Below are 16,980 nucleotides of genomic sequence, written 5' to 3'. Positions count from 1 at the left end.
TATTAGGGAATCTGTTGATTGATTTCAACATTAACCTGAGTCTGTTCAGCGCTAATCACTATAGGATTACCCGATAAGTCGCCTGACTCTGCTATGGCATTACCGCTATGACTAATACGAGCAACGACTGCTAACTGAGTTTTGTCACTACGAGCTGAATTTAACGTGCGATCTGGCATCATCGCATCAAGATTGCTTAAGCGGATACTAGCCTCACCTTGCTTGATAATACTAATGGGTAAACGTTTGGCGGCAAACGGTGGACCTCCTTTAACGTCACGTATCGCAACAAACAACACATCATCAGCTTTCACTAACGGTAATAAATTAGCGTTAATTTTCACTGTCACGTCAATACCTTCTAGCGCTTGCTTTTCTTGCGTGCTAACGTAGTTGCTTAACTCATCTAAGCTTGCTAAAGCTTTAGTATGATCACCTGGTTTGGCCACAATGCTGCCTTGTAAGCGTTTAATCCAACCTTGCGCTTGGGCAAAGTTACTACTACGAGTCTCACCCATTGCCATGAGCATTTGAGCCCGTTCATGCTGCGGATTCTTAGCTAATATAGCTTGTAATACACGGCGAATATTGGCGTCTAACTGACCTTCATTAACGAAAAAGCTAGTCTGAGCATAAGTGGTGGCGATTTCTTCATTTTCAGGAGCTAAACGATAGGCACGAGATAAGGCTTCCAGCGCAGAATCAGTTGCCTCCATAGATAAGAAAAGCTCGGATAGGCGCATCCAGCGATTAGGATCATCAGCATTACGATGAACATTGGTTTGCATGGCGCTAATCAGTTGACGACCATCTTCAAACGCCCATGATGGCGGCTTGTCAATTTTAGCTGTCAATAGGTCGTCAGCCACTTGTCCTACTTTGTCCTCAGCTGTCCACAAATCAAACACGGGCGTACGATTGCCTATTAGTAAATACGCCATTGCAGCCAATATTGGGATCCAAGCTGCGACAATTAAACGGCTTTTGACATCAGGGGTGACCATAGGTGTTATCTGACGCTGCACATCTAATAGCTGACGCTCCAGTTCCAGCTTTTGATTTTGATAATGGCTATTATTAATAGTACCGCTGTCTTTATCTGTTTGTAGCTCAGCTAAACGTTCGCGAAATACTGCAACATTAATATCTAGCAGTTGATTGTCTATTGGTTTGGACTGCAAACGCGGTGCTCGTAGCCATGGCATAATAGCAATCAGCGCAAATATAAGAGCAATCAGCAAGCTTAGAGTTACAAATAAGCCAAAAGTAGAAAATAGAGTCATTTTTTGTCCTCTAGGCTAGTAATGTCGTGGTCGACACTCTCAGCTTGCGATAATAGACGATCAAGCTCAGCCTTTTCCGTAGAGGTCAAGGCAGCAGTACTGTTCACTGTGACGCCGCTTTGACCACGGGCAACAACTTGGCGACGCTTACTTTGCCAAAACCAACCAATAATTAAGACGAGCAATAATAGTGGTGGAAAAAACCATAGGATCCATGTTGATGGTCGCATAGGCGGCTTGTAGCTAATAAAGTCACCGTAGCGCTCTTGCATATAGACGCGTATTTCAGCATCACTACGTCTATCTTTAATTAAATCATAGACTTTTTGCTTTAGATCCTGTGCAATCGGTGCATCAGAGGCTGCAAGGTTTTGATTTTGGCATTTTGGGCAGCGAAACTCTTCTATTAATCCACGATACTGAGCTTCTTGCTGTGGTGAGTCAAAATCGTATACGTCAATAGCTGCGTTTGCCGTCATGTTAAGCAGACACGCTAGTATTAAGCTTGCTAGTTTTAAAACTATATTGGGTTTTAGTTGAGGAGCTCTTATTCGAGTAACGTTCATTTGCACATCTCCTCAACCTGAATGAGATCAGGACTATCGTTGTTCTTATTAGCCTTATTAAGTACTGTCAGGCACGGCTTAACACGCTGTTGCCAATTGGCTTCATTAATCTCACCAACAATATGCTGACGAATGATGCCATCTCCATCCACAACAAAGGTTTCGGGCGCACCAGTTATGCCTAAGTCTAGAGCAAACTGACCCAATGAATCCTGAATAGACATAGAAAATGGATCACCGCCTCGGTTTAAGTAACTGAGCGCATTACCAATCTCATCCTTATAATTCACACCAACGATATCAACGCCGCGCTCTTCTAGTTGCATTAAAAACGGATGCTCAATAACGCAAGTTGGGCACCATGAGCCCCAAACATTAAGTAAAAACGGCTTATCCGGCAAATTATCATTGGTGATAGTACGGGTAGTATCTGCTAATAACGGCAGCTCAAAGGTAGGAACCGGACGCTCAAGAGCGGTATTGGTCACAATGTCTGTTGGTTTACCTAAGCGCATGTACAATATAACTACCAAACCAAAAAAGAGGATAAGCGGAATTAAGAACCATAGCTTCGTCTGCTTTTTTTTCATTGTCTTTGGGTTACGCTGCTTACTGTTTTGGCTATCTTTTTGCTCAGGAGTATTATTCGACATAGTCATTTATTTCTCCTTTAGTGTCGACATCGTCGATACTGAGATTGCCTGCTCAATAGCTACCTCATTGACTCCATAAGTAGCCAAACTACCAGTAACTAGCAACGGAGCTTTAATTTTTTTGATGCGGTATCGTTTATCAAGCATACTAATTAATCCACCTAGAGCCATGATAATTGCCCCTAACCAAATCCAGCGAATTAATGGTTTTACATAAATCCTTAATGCCCATTGGTTACTACCATCGGCAATAGGTTCGCCCAGTGCGACATAAACATCGCGCATAAGACTGGGGTCAATAGCAGCTTCAGTTGTTGGCATCGTGCTGATAATATAAGTACGCTTTTCTGGAGTCAGTTTCGCCACTTCACGACCGTCTTTGGATACCACCACTTGCGCTTGCGTTGCATCAAAGTTACTACCCTTTATTTCAAAAAATTCAGTTACTTCAAAATCGTAACCTTGAACATTGACTGTATCGCCAATACCCATTGCTACGTCACGCTCAATACTCAGGCTACTAGTAAAGGCTATGCCAATGACAGCAACCAATACGCCAATATGAGCAGTCTGTTGACCCCAATAGCTAAGACGCAGCTGACGCAGACCTTTAAAGAAATTAGGGGCGTTCTTGGTTTTGTCTCTAAAGTCAACGATCATCCATAGCAGTACCCAAAAGCTCACCGCTAAAGTCACGCCAATATTGAACATAGCAGATGGACTGGTAAAGTAGGCGATAATAGCAGCCAATACGATACTACTAGCGGCAATGGCGATACCCACCCCTAGTAACGGACGCTTATCTTGTTTCCAGCGAATATTAGAGCCCATACCCATAGCGATTAACAACAGCCATGTCAAAGGCACAAACAGCGCATTGAAGTATGGAGGCCCTACAGATACCTGACCGAGACTAAAGGCATCAGCGATAATAGGATAGAGGGTGCCGAGCAGCACCACTAAGGTTGCAATCAAAATGATGGCGTTATTGATCACTAAAAAGGACTCACGTGAAATCAGCTGATATTGACTTTCAACGGTTAAACGCCAACCGCGAACGGCAAACATTAATAGACCACTACCGATGATAATGCCAAGAATAGCTAAGATGACCAAACCACGCGTCGGATCAGCGGCAAACGAATGCACTGAGGTAAGGACTCCAGAGCGTACCAGGAACGTGCCAAGCAAGCTTAAGGCAAAGGCGAAAATAGCCAGCATGATGGTCCATGCTTTAAACACCCCGCGCTTTTCAGTGACTGCTAATGAATGCAGCAATGCTAAGCCGACAAGCCAAGGCATAAACGAGGCGTTCTCTACCGGATCCCAAAACCACCAACCGCCCCAGCCAAGCTCGTAGTAGGCCCACCACGAGCCCAGTGCAATACCAATGGTCAAAAATCCCCAAGCCGCGAGCGCCCATGGACGTGACCAGCGTGTCCAAGCAGCATCTAAACGCCCTTCCCACAATGCCGCCATACAAAATGCAAAAGGCACTACCATACCCACATAGCCCATATATAACATGGGCGGATGAATAATCAGACCGAAATCTTGTAGGACAGGATTTAAATCAGCGCCATCGACCGCTAGATTGGGTAAGGTACGCTCAAACGGTGACGAGGTAAATATCAGCATTGTTAGCATCATTAACTGTACACCGGCCAAAATAACTAATACCCGCGCACGCATTGATAACGGCAAGCCGCGACTAAAGTATGATACCAGTGCACACCATGTGGCCATGATGGTCATCCATAGCAGCAAAGAGCCCTCGTGTCCGCCCCATGTCGCCGATAACTTATAGTACCAAGGCAACAGCGTATTGGAATGCTGCGCGACGTAACTGAGGCTAAAATCATTATAATAAAAACCTGCTATCAAAGCGCCAAATGACGTTATCATGGCGGCAAACTGTGCCCAAGCTAAGCTAGGGGCTAGTCGTTGCCAAGCAACTTGGTTACGAATAACACCAATAGTTGGCAGAATTACCTGCAATAACGCCAATACAAAAGCGGTAAGCAAGGCAAAATAGCCCAATTCTGTAATCAACATACGGTCTAACCTTATTTACTCTAATGCGGTTGCAGTTTACTGTAGCGGTGGAATTTTTATTATTAGAACCCACCCCCGAAATCTGCTGCTATCTCTAGTTTTTAATTGATTTCGAAGGGTTTTATTTAACTACTTTAGGCGGAGTTACCAGTGGAGGCGCGCCTTTAAAGCGCAGTAAACGTAACGCATTGAGAGTAACGAGCACTGTTGCTCCAGCATCAGCTAGAACCGCAATCCATAGTCCAGTAATGCCGAATACGGTCGTGATCAGAAAGACGCCTTTGAGACCTAAAGCGAAAATGACGTTCTGATGAATGTTGCGCATGGTGGCACGCGAAAGTGCAATCAGATGGGCCATGTCTGTAACACGACTTTTTAATAATGCGATATCGGCCGTCTCAATGGCCACATCGGTACCACCACCCATCGCGATGCCAACATCAGCGGTTGCTAGTGCTGGCGCATCGTTAATACCATCACCCACCATCGCTATTTTGCTGTTATTCTTCATCTCGTTAAGCAAGCGCAGTTTGTCCTCAGGCAACAGCTCAGCTTCCCATTCCACGTCTAAATTACTGGCAAGTGCTTGAGCGGTTAAGCGGTTGTCGCCTGTTAGCATGACGGAGCGCACACCCATCGCTTTAAGTTGAGCCACACCTTCATGAGCGTCGTCTCGTAACTCGTCTCTTAGTGCGACCAATCCAAGCACTTCTCGACTTTGCTCATCGAAAAGAACTGAGACGGTCTTGCCCTCATTTTGCAGCGCCTCGATTTGTGCCTGTTGCTCGGCTGAAATTGATGCCTCATCTGCGGCATAAACAGGCGAACCGATAGCTAGCGCGCGCCCAGCGATAGTTGCGTGTACCGCTTTACCCGCAGTAGCAGAAGCTTTAGAAGCCACAGGTATGACAACTTTGGCGGCTTTGGCATGACTGACAATAGCTTCAGCAAGCGGGTGACTAGAACCTGTCTCCACACTGGCAAAGAGCGCCAATACCTTATCTTTACCTTGAGAACCCTGATCCTGAGAATCCTGACCTTGAACACTTGAATACTCTTGTGTAATGTCAACAACATCGGTCACGCGTGGTTTGCCTTCAGTTAAAGTGCCTGTCTTGTCAAAAGCGACTGTCTTCACTTGGCCGATGGTTTCTAAAGCACTACCGCCCTTGATCAGCAAGCCGCGGCGCGCACCGACCGCTAGACCAGAGGCGATAGCAGCTGGTGTTGAGAGCACAAGAGCACAAGGACAAGCGATCAATAATAAGGCTAGACCTCGATATAACCAAGTTGACCAATCTCCGCCCATGGTTAACGGTGGGACGATGATAATTAGGGCGGCAATAGCCATCACAGCCGGTGTATAGTAACGACTGAATTTCTCAATAAAACGGGCAGTGGGTGCTTTGGAAGCTTGCGCTTGCTCTACCAAATCAATAATGCGCGAAATAGTGTTATCGGCGGCTGTCTTTTCTACGCGCACTTGGAGCACACCATCGATGTTAATTGACCCTGCAAATACATTGTCACCCATCGTCTTGGCAACAGGAACAGACTCTCCCGTCACGGGCGAATCATCAAGGCTGGACGCACCTTGAACAATGGAACCATCAGCAGATACCCTATCTCCAGGACGCACCAGCACAAGGTCATTCACTTGTAGTGAAGTCGCTGGAACGTTACGCTGCCCACCTTGAGCATCAAGTAAAATCGCACTTTTCGGAACCAGCGATGATAAGGCTCTGATGCCAGCGCGAGCGCGATCAGCAGCGATACTCTCAAACAGTTCACCGATTGAGAACAAAAAGACAACCGCTGCGGCCTCTTCAGCTTCACCAATGATAAGTGCGCCAAGCACGGCGACGGACATCAGCGTTTCAATTGAAAAGAATGAACCTGTTTTAGCCAGTGCTAAGGCTTTGCGTGCAAATGGAAAAACGCCTACAATCACAGCGATGGCAAACACCCATATCCCATAAGCGGGGAACAGTAGTGACAGTGCATAAGCGCTGCCCATCAAAATACCGAGACCAACAACCTGTTTGCCTTTTTGAGTTTGCCACCACCGCTTATCCTGCGGAGCCATCTGATTGTCGCTGTCAATATCAATAGCCGATACAGTTTGTTGACCAGTATTGGCAGATATACCGAACCCTAGGCTTTTGATTGTTTTTTCGATATCACTAGCCTGAGTCGGCGCACCAGGGGCTAAATTTAGCTCTAGCGTTTCTGTAGCGAAATTCAGCTGAACATCAGAAACCCCAGGCATACGTTTCAAAGCTGTTTCAATCTTGCCGATGCAACTGGCACAGTCCATACCTTCAATATGATATTTCATAATAATTTACCCTTTGAATAATGATATTATGAACCCTATAGTGGCTTTAGAGTCAAGGTTATTTATCTACAGTTTCGTAATTTTAATTTCTCTAGCGCTAGTCTTTACAGCCACTTTAATTATTTAAATCATAGAGGTTGTTATGACAATCAAAATTGGTGAGCTCGCTAAACGCACAGGTGCCACAGTAGAAACCATTCGCTATTATGAAAAAGAGCGTTTATTACCCGAGCCTTTTCGTAGCGAAGGGAATTATCGTTTATATAATGAAGAGCACATTGAGCGTCTACAATTTATCCTACATTGCCGTACGCTCGATATGGCTTTAGATGATGTGCGAATCTTACTTGAATACTGGGAGTCGCCTGACAAGGACTGCGGCGATGTGAATAACTTGCTAGATGAGCACATTCATGCTGTGGAAATACGAATGGAAGAACTGATGCACTTAAAGCATCACTTGACCGTTTTGCGCCAGAAATGTGCAAGTAGTGCACCAGCGTCATCATGTGGCATTTTAAACGCGCTTGTCGATAACTCCTGTCATGAGTAATGATATCAGTAGTGTTCATTTCTGACGGATCAAATCATGAAAGGTTAAATACGCCCTGATGTTAAGCACAAAAAAACCCAGCAATGATATTAAGATCACTACTGGGTTGGAGGAAATAACAACTATGTTGTGCTGACTTAGAAAGTCTTATTTATCATTCATAGCAAGGTGGATATTACGATCTGATGCGGATGCGTCATCCACGTATTTTGAATCGCGCCATGTCGTATAAGCATAGACACCACTGTATGGGCTGATGCTGTTCTGACGGAAATCAGAAATCCAATTTTCGCCATCAAAGATTTGGATATGGCCATGCGGGCGCTTTGATGAGCGATCATAGACAATAACATCACCTACTTGGGTTGGCATATCATTACTGATTTTGCTAAAACCTGCTTTATCAAGCGTGCCACGAGTGGCGTACTGATAGGCTGAAGGATTGGGTGTAAATTCATAACCAGCTGATTGTAGTGCTTTACGTACGTAACGGGCACAATATCCAGAGCTGCCAGATAAAGCCACTTTTGAGGCGCGAGCAGCAGCGATAGCGGGGGCTGAATTGCTGTCAGGAACTGTATTGACTTGCTGCTGTTGTTTTTCAGCGTATAAGCGGCTGTTTAATGATGAAAGCTGATTCTCTTTTTGCTTGGCCTGCGCACTTAGGTTGCTAATTGCTTGACTAATTTCATCATTATTAGAAACATAAGCACCACTTTTGGTGCTATAGATGTTTTTTGATGAACCGTAGTTTGATGCCACAGAAGTATTGGTGATGGTATTATTTGTTTGAGAGATTGTGATAGCAGCACCACTCGTTTGTGCTATGCCCATACCCAGTACTGACAAAATCAATAAAGCCTGTTTCATAAATCTAATACCTACGGTTAATTCAAAATCGTCTGTTATCAACAACAGCGCAGTCAATTAAATCTCAATAACTCAAGTATATATATGTCATAGTGACTGATACTTCTGCTGCATATTATTCATATAAAAAATGATTATTGGCGATCACAGCTCATTGAAGTCTTACGAAGCTGTTACAAATCAAGCTGCTGACCAAAACACAAAGCCGACTTTAGCATAGGTTGTTTAGCCTGTCATTCCCCTTAAAAACCCCAAAAATACTTTTTTGATGTCGAAAAAATTGCTAATATCCCACATTTTACAATGTAAGTTTGTGTAACATGTACAGAATATAGCTGACTAGATTGACCACAATTTCTACTGTTTTATAAGCAAAAAAACGTCTGAGGGTTAAATCTATAATTTAGATTTAACCCTCAGACGTTTTTCTATTGGATGAAGTAATTACCCTATATAGGGTCTAACTAATTATTAAGATAATATAATAATTTATAATATTAATATAGATGTTAATTCCCTACTGGCTTATGTAATATTACGTAATTGTTTCGATACATCCTGTATATTCTTGTATTAACCCTTAATTATTTATCTATTTTAAGGGTTAATAACCGATAAATCCGCTTACATTGTCATCAAAAGTTACAAATTCAAAGTTATTTTTGCTTTTAAAGTCGCAATAGCTAATGATTTTTTTGATGAAGAATCATTTTATAAGCAATAGAACAGTCTTATACCTGCCTCATTTACTTTTAACGCTAACACTATAATCAAAGTATTCTTAACTGCTAACACACTATAATTGCTGCTCTACCGATTCAATATCAGCATAAACTTGGGTCGTCCCGTCTTTATTGAGCTGCATAACCTGATAGGGCATGAATTTATTTTGATACTCCATACCTGGGCTACCAACAGGCATGCCAGGTACGGCAAGACCCATAGCTTGTACTGGCGGATTTTCTAAAAACTGCGCCATATATTTAGCGGGTACATGACCTTCAAAGACGTAACCATCAGTAGTGACTACAGTATGGCAAGAACGCATTTCATTTGGAACGCTGTAGCGCTCTTTAAATACGGCTAAGTCCGCAACATCTTGCGCGGTTGCACTTAGACCATTATCTTCTGCATGACTTATCCATTCTTTACAGCAGCCGCAATTGGCATCTTTATAGACAGTGGCTGAGACGTTTTTTAGTAGGTCTGGTTTACTTACTGATGTCATCATAGGAGTATTTATAACGTTTGGTTCAGCTGTCTTCGGAACAGTCACTACATCTTCAGTTGATGCCGATGTTGTGCTTGCATCAGATACGCCACTACTCGGTTGGCTACAAGCAAATAGTGATGAGGCGGCAAGTAATACTAACGTACTACGCAACCCCTTAGACAGATAACGATTGAATATAAGACTGGATTTTATTTTTAAGGGGGTCATAGTGCTCTCTCATGTACTGTAGATATTGTGAGCTATAGAAGGTCAAGTAACACTTCATATCGTTTGGTAATGTAGCATAATAACCCATCAAACGGAGTACGTAAATTTATCCATTGAGCAGTGCGGACTGGTATCATAAGCAGTTTTCATTTTGAAATGCTGCCTGTAGTATTAACAGGTCTATCCGAGTTTTGGATTTTGACTAAAAATTCAAAACTCATAATTTTGGATAATTTGCGATGCGCCTGTCTACTATTAATCTACAAAAGCGTTTGAGTACTCACTCAAATCAATTACCGCTATGGTTTACGCTAGTAGCAGCATGGCTTGCAGGGGCTATTTTTTTATTTGCGCTAGCGCCTCATGGGTTCTGGCCGCTAGCAATAGTGTCACCAGCGATTTTATATGCGCTGTTGGTACCAAATATGAGTGGTCGTCGCGCTTTTATTATCGGTGAAGCTTACGGTATGGGGCTATGGTGCGTCGGCGGCTTTTGGCTCTATACTGCCATCCATGATTATAGCGATACTCCAACGTGGCTCGCATTGATTATGATTGGATTGATGGGTCTCGGTATGGGACTGTTTCATGGATTTTTAGCACTAGTCTTTAACCGTATGGTAGGCAAACAACCCTTTTCATTTGCTGCTCTTTGGGTGCTACAAGAATGGTTAAAAACTTGGTTATTCACAGGCTTTCCGTGGCTATTTGTTGGTTATGCATTTACTGAAGAGTATTGGTTATCGTCCTTAGCACCCGTTGCTGGTGTTTTTGCCGTCTCTTTTGTTGCCATACTATTGGCTGCAAGTTTAGTAGAGCTACTGCTTCGACGCAGTAGTTATGCCGTCGTTTCTGTACTGTTATTAGCCATTAGCACATCATTATGGCTGGTCAATCCGCAATGGACAAAACCTAAGGGCACACCTGATCTGTCAGTGTCATTGATTCAAGGTAATATTTCACAAGATATAAAGTGGCTGACGCAATATCAAGTAGAAACGCTAAAGATTTATGCGAAGTTAACGCGCACTGAGTGGGGACGTGATGTGGTGGTGTGGCCTGAATCATCTATTCCGATGTTTCAGGATGAGGCTGCGGGCTTTATTAGTGAAATGATAGAAATGGCCAATGCGACCAATACGACATGGATAACTGGTATCCCTTATAAGGATAAAGCGGCATTCAATGCCAGTACGGATAAGTATCCCCCATTTTACAATAGCGTGATTGCTCGAGGTGTAGAAGCGGAAGGCCTATACAAGAAGCAGCGTCTAGTGCCTTTTGGAGAGTATATTCCATTTGAAGGCGTGCTCGATATTTTCCCAAGTTTGGCCGGTAGTCAGGATATTAAGAGCTATAGTCGTGGTAGTGATCAGCAGTCACCGCTAAAGGTGCGTGAACACAATATAGGGACGGCTATCTGTTATGAGGTAGCTTATCCAGATACCACGCGTAAAAATGCCATCGATACTGACTTTTTGTTGACCGTCTCTAACGATGCCTGGTTTGGCACTTCAGCAGGACCATTGCAACATTTGCAAATGGTACAAATGCGCGCGCTTGAGAACGGGCGCTGGTTTATTCGAGCGACCAATACTGGTGTTACCGCTATCATTAACCATAAAGGTCGTATTGTAAAACGCGCACCGCAGTTTGAGCGTACTGTACTACGTGGTGAGATACAGGCACGGGTTGGTAACACGCCCTTTATGCTTATGGGAAATTATCCTATCTTGATAATAATAACCCTGTTATTACTAATAAGCTATTTTGGCAAAGGTCTAACCACACTTAGAAGACGAGGGTAATAGTAAACTTAATCATAATAATTTAATCAGCGTAAGTTTTTTATTTTTTCTAGGTAACGTCCTAACGCACGTAAATATAAAAGTTTTAAACTATTGATCACATAAGAACTGATTGAAAAAATTATGTTGACATAAGGCACGCGCCTCATACTTAAAAAGAGATAGCTATATACGGTCTATCATCTTTTAGTTGATACTTTCATTTAATGCACGCGATTTTTGATTGTCATCTGCCTTAGTACCAAATTCAATAGTTGCATGTTGTATATTCTGATGCGCCAAATCTTCCTTGATGTTTTCTTTCATAGTAATAGTCTCTTCAAACGTTATATCGGTCTTCGGTACAATATGAACTGTAAGAGCATTCTCAGTGGTACTCAAAGCCCAGATATGTAAATGATGAAAGTTTTGAATAAAATTATAGCTCTCTAAGATAGCAGTGATTTTACTGAGATCAACATTTTGAGGTACTCCGTCGATAGCAAGCTTGATACTCTCTTTTAGTAGACCCCAAGTCGATAACAGTATAACGACTGAAATAATCAAGCTAACTAGAGGATCAACGATATTCCAACTTGTATAGTAAATAATAATGCCCGAGATAACGACACCTACAGAGACCAATGCATCTACCATTAGATGCAAGAAAGCACCTTTGATATTAATATCGTCTTTTTGACCTTTGTAGAATGCAAAAGCAGAAACAGTATTTATAAATACACCTATTAGAGCTGTAATAATAATAACTTTTCCTGCAACTTCCGGTATCGTATCAAATCGACCCAAGGCCTCATACGCAATACCTATAACGATTGTAACTAACAATATGGCGTTAATAAGAGACGCCATTATAGAAGCTTTTTTGTAGCCATAGGTATAAAGCGTAGTAGATGCTTTCTGTGCTAATTTCATTCCAATTAACGAGATTATTAAACTGGCAACATCACTTAAGTTGTGGCTAGCGTCTGCGATTAAAGCTAATGAATTAGTTGAATAGCCCACTATAAACTCGATGAGCGTAAATGCAGAATTTAGACCAATCCCAATATAAAAAGCTTTATTCATATTTTTAGGGTCTGGAGCTTGATGACTGTGGTTATCTGAATTACTCATAATTTACCCTTGTTTAGGTTGCTGCATTTTATTAAAGGTAGAAAATAAGTTTATTGCATATTTTCTATATTGCACAGTCAATATTGCTCTAATACCGTAGACCCACTTATTTTTATCAATAAACTGAGCCACAACTTGATTGTGTGTCCTATCTCTCCTTGGGCGAAAAAAGCGGATTTTACTGTAATCTAACTGGCTTACGTAAGCTTCTTGTTCTCATGTTCAAGCTCTTTAGTATGTGTAGCTTAGTCTTGAATGTTGGTTAGTATAGTTTCATTAGTGTGCTTTTTATGACATGACCACATAAAGGTGTAATCGTTTAATGCTTCAATCAGCATACGAACGGCGCGTTCTTTAATCTCAGGAGTGTAGGTTTGTCTTTTCATTATCGTATTCTCTCAGAAAGATGATTTACCGCTTCTTAACAGCGCGTGTAAAACCTTGCATCTGACGACTAAGCCGGTCTTCATAGTAAACTATCCCAGTATTGTCAGAAACTTAACGTCTTGTGAGGATGTACTAAGTGCTAACTTCAAAATGGTTGAAATACCTACGCTAAATGACGACAAAAAAAGCCTAAGCAATCTAATGAAAAAGTAGATAATAAAAACCCAATCTACATGACAAACAAAAAAATGCCTCTGGGAGTTGACTCCCAGAGGCATTTAGTTTTAAATATAGCTAACGGTTACAGCGTGTTGACGCACACTGTAACGAACAAATAAGCACCTGAACTGCGTTATTTGAACAGCATTAAATGCCCGTGTAGGTGCATTTTATCCAAAATATGCTTTCATATCAACCTTATTCACTATACATTTTAAAAACTGCTTGTTCGCTCGTTACCTCCTTGTGCTGCTCTCTCTGTAATTGTTACCCGTCAAATGGGTGGCAGGCCTCGGCGACGACTGCGTTTGACAGAAGGGTAAAGCTCTCGACAGGGGGTTCTAGACATATTGAGCAACGCAATGAGTGGTTACTCGTGCATATCGTAGCGGTATATTGGGTTTAGGCCCTTGCTAGCGTATGACAGCACAGTAGCGGTTAAGAGCGTGTCTAGGCGGTGCTATCAGCCGTAATCTTAACAACCGTAGCTTGATACAGTGATACGGTCTTGATGACGCGATGGGCGATGAAGTCGGCATGACTAATCACATCAAATCCAAGGAATGCACTAAAGCGTTTGTGAGTATTTTTTTACTCATAAACGCTTTAGGGTGAGTGTTCCTTGAAATCTGCTCAAGGCTCCAAAATCAGCATAAATTCACTTAGGCTAATTTAAGTAGTATATAGCCCACTCGGCTATATACTATAAGAGTCCAGAGAAAAATTTAGAATAGTTATTATACAGCAGTCACTTATTCAGTGAGTCGATATTGTCATGGTTGATTCATAAGCTTAGTGTGAATAGAACGATATCTACGCTTTAGGTAAAGTCTCTTCCTAGCTCATAACTATTCTTTATCTTGGAACCTTGAATACTTTTATTTAATCAACATCCAAGGCGTTATCTTTGTTTTGAATAAGTATGAGATCATCTTGAGCTTTCTTGAGTTTATTTTGTAACACAGTCACTTGTTCTTGTTCTGATAGGTAACGGCTCGATAGCTCGCCATATTGCTTATTCAATATACTATGTTCAGCTTCAAGTTTAGCCTGTATTTGAGTCAGCTGCTCATAAAGTCCTGATAGCTTATCACGTTCAGCGGTGACCGCCTTTAGCTCTCCTTTGATCTCTGCGGTAGCAGTTTGTATCTCATTGCGTTCAGCTGTGACCGTCTTTAGCTCTGACTTAGTGGCTTTAAGTTCCGCCTTTAAACGTGCAATCTCTGCTTTATCGCTATCAGCTGTAGCTTTAAGCGTGGCTACCTCACCAAGACTACTAGTAAGCTCTACAGATTGCTTATCTAATGCGCTACGTGTCTCTACAAGCTGTGATTGTGCTGTTTCTGCTTTAGTTCGTTCAAGCTCTAATTGATGCTTAGTATCTGATAGCGTCTGTTTGGTAGCATCATGGTCAGCTGTGGCTTGCTGAGCGCTTTTAGTTGCTGCTTCCGCAGTAGTGGCCACTTCGTCCAGCTGCTGTAGTAGATCTGCTTGTTCACCCTCTAAGGTTTTAACTGCTTCTTGCGCTTCGTCCGTCTCTGCTTGTGCCTTAACCTTAACCACCTCTAGAGCTTCACGCTCCTTAGACAGCCTATCGTTCGCCATATCAATAGCTGTCTGCCACATATCAGCGCCAAGCGTGTGCAAGCGTCCAGTGATACCGCTAGGTAAATCCACTTGTTGTAGCTCTTGCTCTTCCTGCTGTTCTCGCTTCCAACTCTGCATCGCATCACTAATGGTAGTGAATGAGCCACCGCCTAGCGCCTTACGCACCTCTGCCAGTGTCGGCTTGATCCCTTGCTCCTGTAATCGGTCAGCTGCTGCATGAATATCTTGTGTGGTGAGTGCCATGATTTTGTATTCCTTGATAGTGCATTGTAGTATGTTGTATATAGTATAATACAATATACAACATACTACAATACAAGGTGTAAAAAAACCCCAAGTCGTCTTGAGGTTATAACTTGTTGGCTAAGACTTAATGATCAGTTAGGTATTCTTCTAGGGCATCATTGATCATGTCCTGATAGTTACCGCCTGTCTGCTTGGCTCTGTCCTTAAACTTAGCAAGAATGCTTGGGCTGATAACACTGGCTTCTGTAGTAAGCGTTTGTGGTTTGATACTGCCACGGATCGCGCCTGACCAGTCGGTGATTTCTGGAATGTCCGATAGATCAATGTCGTCATCGCTAAGCGTTGCTAAGTACTCTAAGTCCGCTTGCTGCTTAGCCGTTAATGGCGGCAACTTATCTATGTGATAACTAACCTTGTTCATATTGTCTCCTTTCAATCTTTATGGCACGCCTGGCAGAGATAATGCGTATAACCTCAGGCCATAGATTTCAAACACTGCAAAAGCATTGGCCTTTGACTCTTAAGTAAGCCATATATCATAATTGGTAGTAAACATAGTAATTACCTACCTTGACTGACTTTTGGTAAGTAGCTCTCAAGCGCTTTGTTTGGCTTGTTAAAGCTTTCAGGTTCCCGCTGTATGAGGTTAATCATTTCACGCTTAAAAATATCAGTACTCATTTTACCGTCATAGCTTAAACCTGGGTGATCGTTATAGTCGTTCATAAACTGCACATTATCAACAATTGATTTGATCTTATCTTCTGACAATTTACCGTCTTTACCAGCAATTTTATCTAATAACTTTTTGTGAAATTTGAGCTTTAAGCCTTTATAGCCCTTCCCTCTTGCTTTTTTTTGATACTCTACACTGACTTTATAATTCGTATTTTCATTTATATCATTGATAGCTGTTTCAATAACATATCTTCGCAACTCACTAAATTGCTTATACTTATCTTTAACACACATTACGTGTTTAAACTCTTCTATCGTAAACTCTTTGCTGTACTGGTATTGATTAACCCACATTACCACCAATTCATACATTTTTATTGAATGAATACTCGATAACTCACCTATTTCTAATAGCTTGTATTTAGTGAAATTAGCTTTAAGTTGCGTCAAATATGGCAGTATTTTATTTGCGAATGATAATACGACTTCTCCGTTATCCGGATCATAGACAATACTACTAACAAGCCTTGTTTGAAGCGTTTTATTCTCGGGCAAGCTCATAACAATATCGACGTCATATAAACGTTTGCTTGCGTTCTCTATGTCACGATAAACATTCTGTTCGTTCTTAGACTTCTTACCAAAAAACAATGATTTAATATCATCAACTGTTACTTTGTATTCTGTGTCTTGCGTGACATTTGGTGCATCAGGCCTACTATCAATCTGACTAATACAAGCAAGCATGAGCTCTTTATCCGTCTTTTGCATTGTGTACGTTGCTAGGATTAAATCATTTGACTGAACAACTAAGTTATTTTCCATTTCAACTCTGCGCCCATAGTTACATTTAACAAGATATTATCATAAAATAGAGTTATAAAAAGAGTGTTTTTTATTTATCTCTGTTTTTTGCTCATTTACTCTGTTTTTTGCTCATTTACTCTGTTTTCTGCTCATTTACTCTGTTTTCTGCTCATTTACTCTTTTTCTTTCTTGTAAGGTATTGATTTTAAAGGTGAAAAAAGGCTCTTAAACAGGAGTAAACAGGAGTAAACAGGATTAAATAAACCCCTTAAAGAAACGGGTGATAAACTTTTTTGTGGATAAGTGAAAAATCATCACTTAAACCGCGTAGCTTGCCTAAGTAACTTATTTCTCA

General features: G+C 41.8%; 14 protein-coding genes. 2 read left to right on the top strand and 12 right to left on the bottom strand.

What is annotated here, in order from left to right; genetic code table 11:
* Window positions 1–2 precede the first annotated feature (2 nt).
* From ccmI to AK825_RS14100, 5 genes are all read right to left on the bottom strand, one after another.
* Entirely contained in the window at window positions 3–1,283 is a 1,281-nt protein-coding gene (gene ccmI, locus AK825_RS14120; RefSeq protein WP_025643930.1) for a c-type cytochrome biogenesis protein CcmI, read from the bottom strand.
* Window positions 1,280–1,849, bottom strand: coding sequence for a cytochrome c-type biogenesis protein (locus AK825_RS14115; RefSeq protein WP_025643928.1), 570 nt, complete (start codon window positions 1,847–1,849; stop codon window positions 1,280–1,282). The genes ccmI and AK825_RS14115 overlap by 4 nt, the downstream gene beginning before the upstream one ends.
* A complete protein-coding gene (locus tag AK825_RS14110) occupies window positions 1,846–2,439 on the bottom strand; it encodes a DsbE family thiol:disulfide interchange protein (RefSeq protein WP_025643927.1) in 594 nt (197 codons plus the stop codon). The genes AK825_RS14115 and AK825_RS14110 overlap by 4 nt, the downstream gene beginning before the upstream one ends.
* A gap of 69 nt (window positions 2,440–2,508) precedes the next feature.
* Window positions 2,509–4,557 (bottom strand): heme lyase CcmF/NrfE family subunit, encoded by a 2,049-nt coding sequence (locus tag AK825_RS14105; protein ID WP_025643925.1) that lies wholly within the window; start codon window positions 4,555–4,557, stop codon window positions 2,509–2,511.
* A 121-nt stretch (window positions 4,558–4,678) separates the two neighbouring features.
* Complete coding sequence (locus AK825_RS14100; protein ID WP_058025811.1) at window positions 4,679–6,895, bottom strand: heavy metal translocating P-type ATPase; 2,217 nt, start codon at window positions 6,893–6,895, stop codon at window positions 4,679–4,681.
* A gap of 142 nt (window positions 6,896–7,037) precedes the next feature.
* Here AK825_RS14100 and cadR point away from each other — a divergent pair, with 142 nt between their 5' ends.
* Window positions 7,038–7,448 carry a Cd(II)/Pb(II)-responsive transcriptional regulator gene (cadR, locus tag AK825_RS14095; RefSeq protein WP_007394845.1) on the top strand — a complete coding sequence of 137 codons (411 nt, stop codon included), beginning with the start codon at window positions 7,038–7,040 and terminating at the stop codon, window positions 7,446–7,448.
* A gap of 147 nt (window positions 7,449–7,595) precedes the next feature.
* Here the strand turns inward: cadR and AK825_RS14090 are convergent, their stop codons facing one another.
* Both AK825_RS14090 and AK825_RS14085 read right to left on the bottom strand, forming a co-directional pair.
* Window positions 7,596–8,318 carry a CHAP domain-containing protein gene (locus tag AK825_RS14090; protein ID WP_025643918.1) on the bottom strand — a complete coding sequence of 241 codons (723 nt, stop codon included), beginning with the start codon at window positions 8,316–8,318 and terminating at the stop codon, window positions 7,596–7,598.
* 796 nt (window positions 8,319–9,114) lie between these two features.
* Window positions 9,115–9,759, bottom strand: coding sequence for a DUF411 domain-containing protein (locus tag AK825_RS14085; RefSeq protein ID WP_082787298.1), 645 nt, complete (start codon window positions 9,757–9,759; stop codon window positions 9,115–9,117).
* Window positions 9,760–9,998: 239 nt separating this feature from the next.
* Here AK825_RS14085 and lnt point away from each other — a divergent pair, with 239 nt between their 5' ends.
* Window positions 9,999–11,567, top strand: coding sequence for an apolipoprotein N-acyltransferase (gene lnt, locus AK825_RS14080; RefSeq protein WP_068039556.1), 1,569 nt, complete (start codon window positions 9,999–10,001; stop codon window positions 11,565–11,567).
* A 186-nt stretch (window positions 11,568–11,753) separates the two neighbouring features.
* Here lnt and AK825_RS14075 read toward each other — a convergent pair whose 3' ends face one another.
* The 5 genes from AK825_RS14075 to AK825_RS14055 form a co-directional block, all read right to left on the bottom strand.
* Entirely contained in the window at window positions 11,754–12,680 is a 927-nt protein-coding gene (locus AK825_RS14075) for a cation diffusion facilitator family transporter (protein ID WP_058025953.1), read from the bottom strand.
* 245 nt (window positions 12,681–12,925) lie between these two features.
* Window positions 12,926–13,066 (bottom strand): hypothetical protein, encoded by a 141-nt coding sequence (locus AK825_RS14775; RefSeq protein WP_156410079.1) that lies wholly within the window; start codon window positions 13,064–13,066, stop codon window positions 12,926–12,928.
* Between the two features lie 1,102 nt (window positions 13,067–14,168).
* Window positions 14,169–15,137 carry a DNA-binding protein gene (locus AK825_RS14065; protein WP_068039549.1) on the bottom strand — a complete coding sequence of 323 codons (969 nt, stop codon included), beginning with the start codon at window positions 15,135–15,137 and terminating at the stop codon, window positions 14,169–14,171.
* 127 nt (window positions 15,138–15,264) lie between these two features.
* On the bottom strand, window positions 15,265–15,561 hold the full coding sequence (locus tag AK825_RS14060; protein ID WP_025643904.1) for a hypothetical protein: 297 nt from the start codon (window positions 15,559–15,561) through the stop codon (window positions 15,265–15,267).
* A 140-nt stretch (window positions 15,562–15,701) separates the two neighbouring features.
* Window positions 15,702–16,643, bottom strand: a complete 942-nt coding sequence (locus tag AK825_RS14055; protein ID WP_025643902.1) for a replication initiation protein — start codon at window positions 16,641–16,643, stop codon at window positions 15,702–15,704.
* Window positions 16,644–16,980: the final 337 nt, after the last annotated feature.

This window comes from Psychrobacter sp. P11G5, assembly GCF_001593305.1.
In the GTDB taxonomy this organism is placed as follows: Bacteria; Pseudomonadota; Gammaproteobacteria; order Pseudomonadales; family Moraxellaceae; genus Psychrobacter.
The sequence above is the reverse complement of the archived record's forward strand: the minus strand, read 5'-3'. Positions and strand labels throughout refer to the sequence as shown.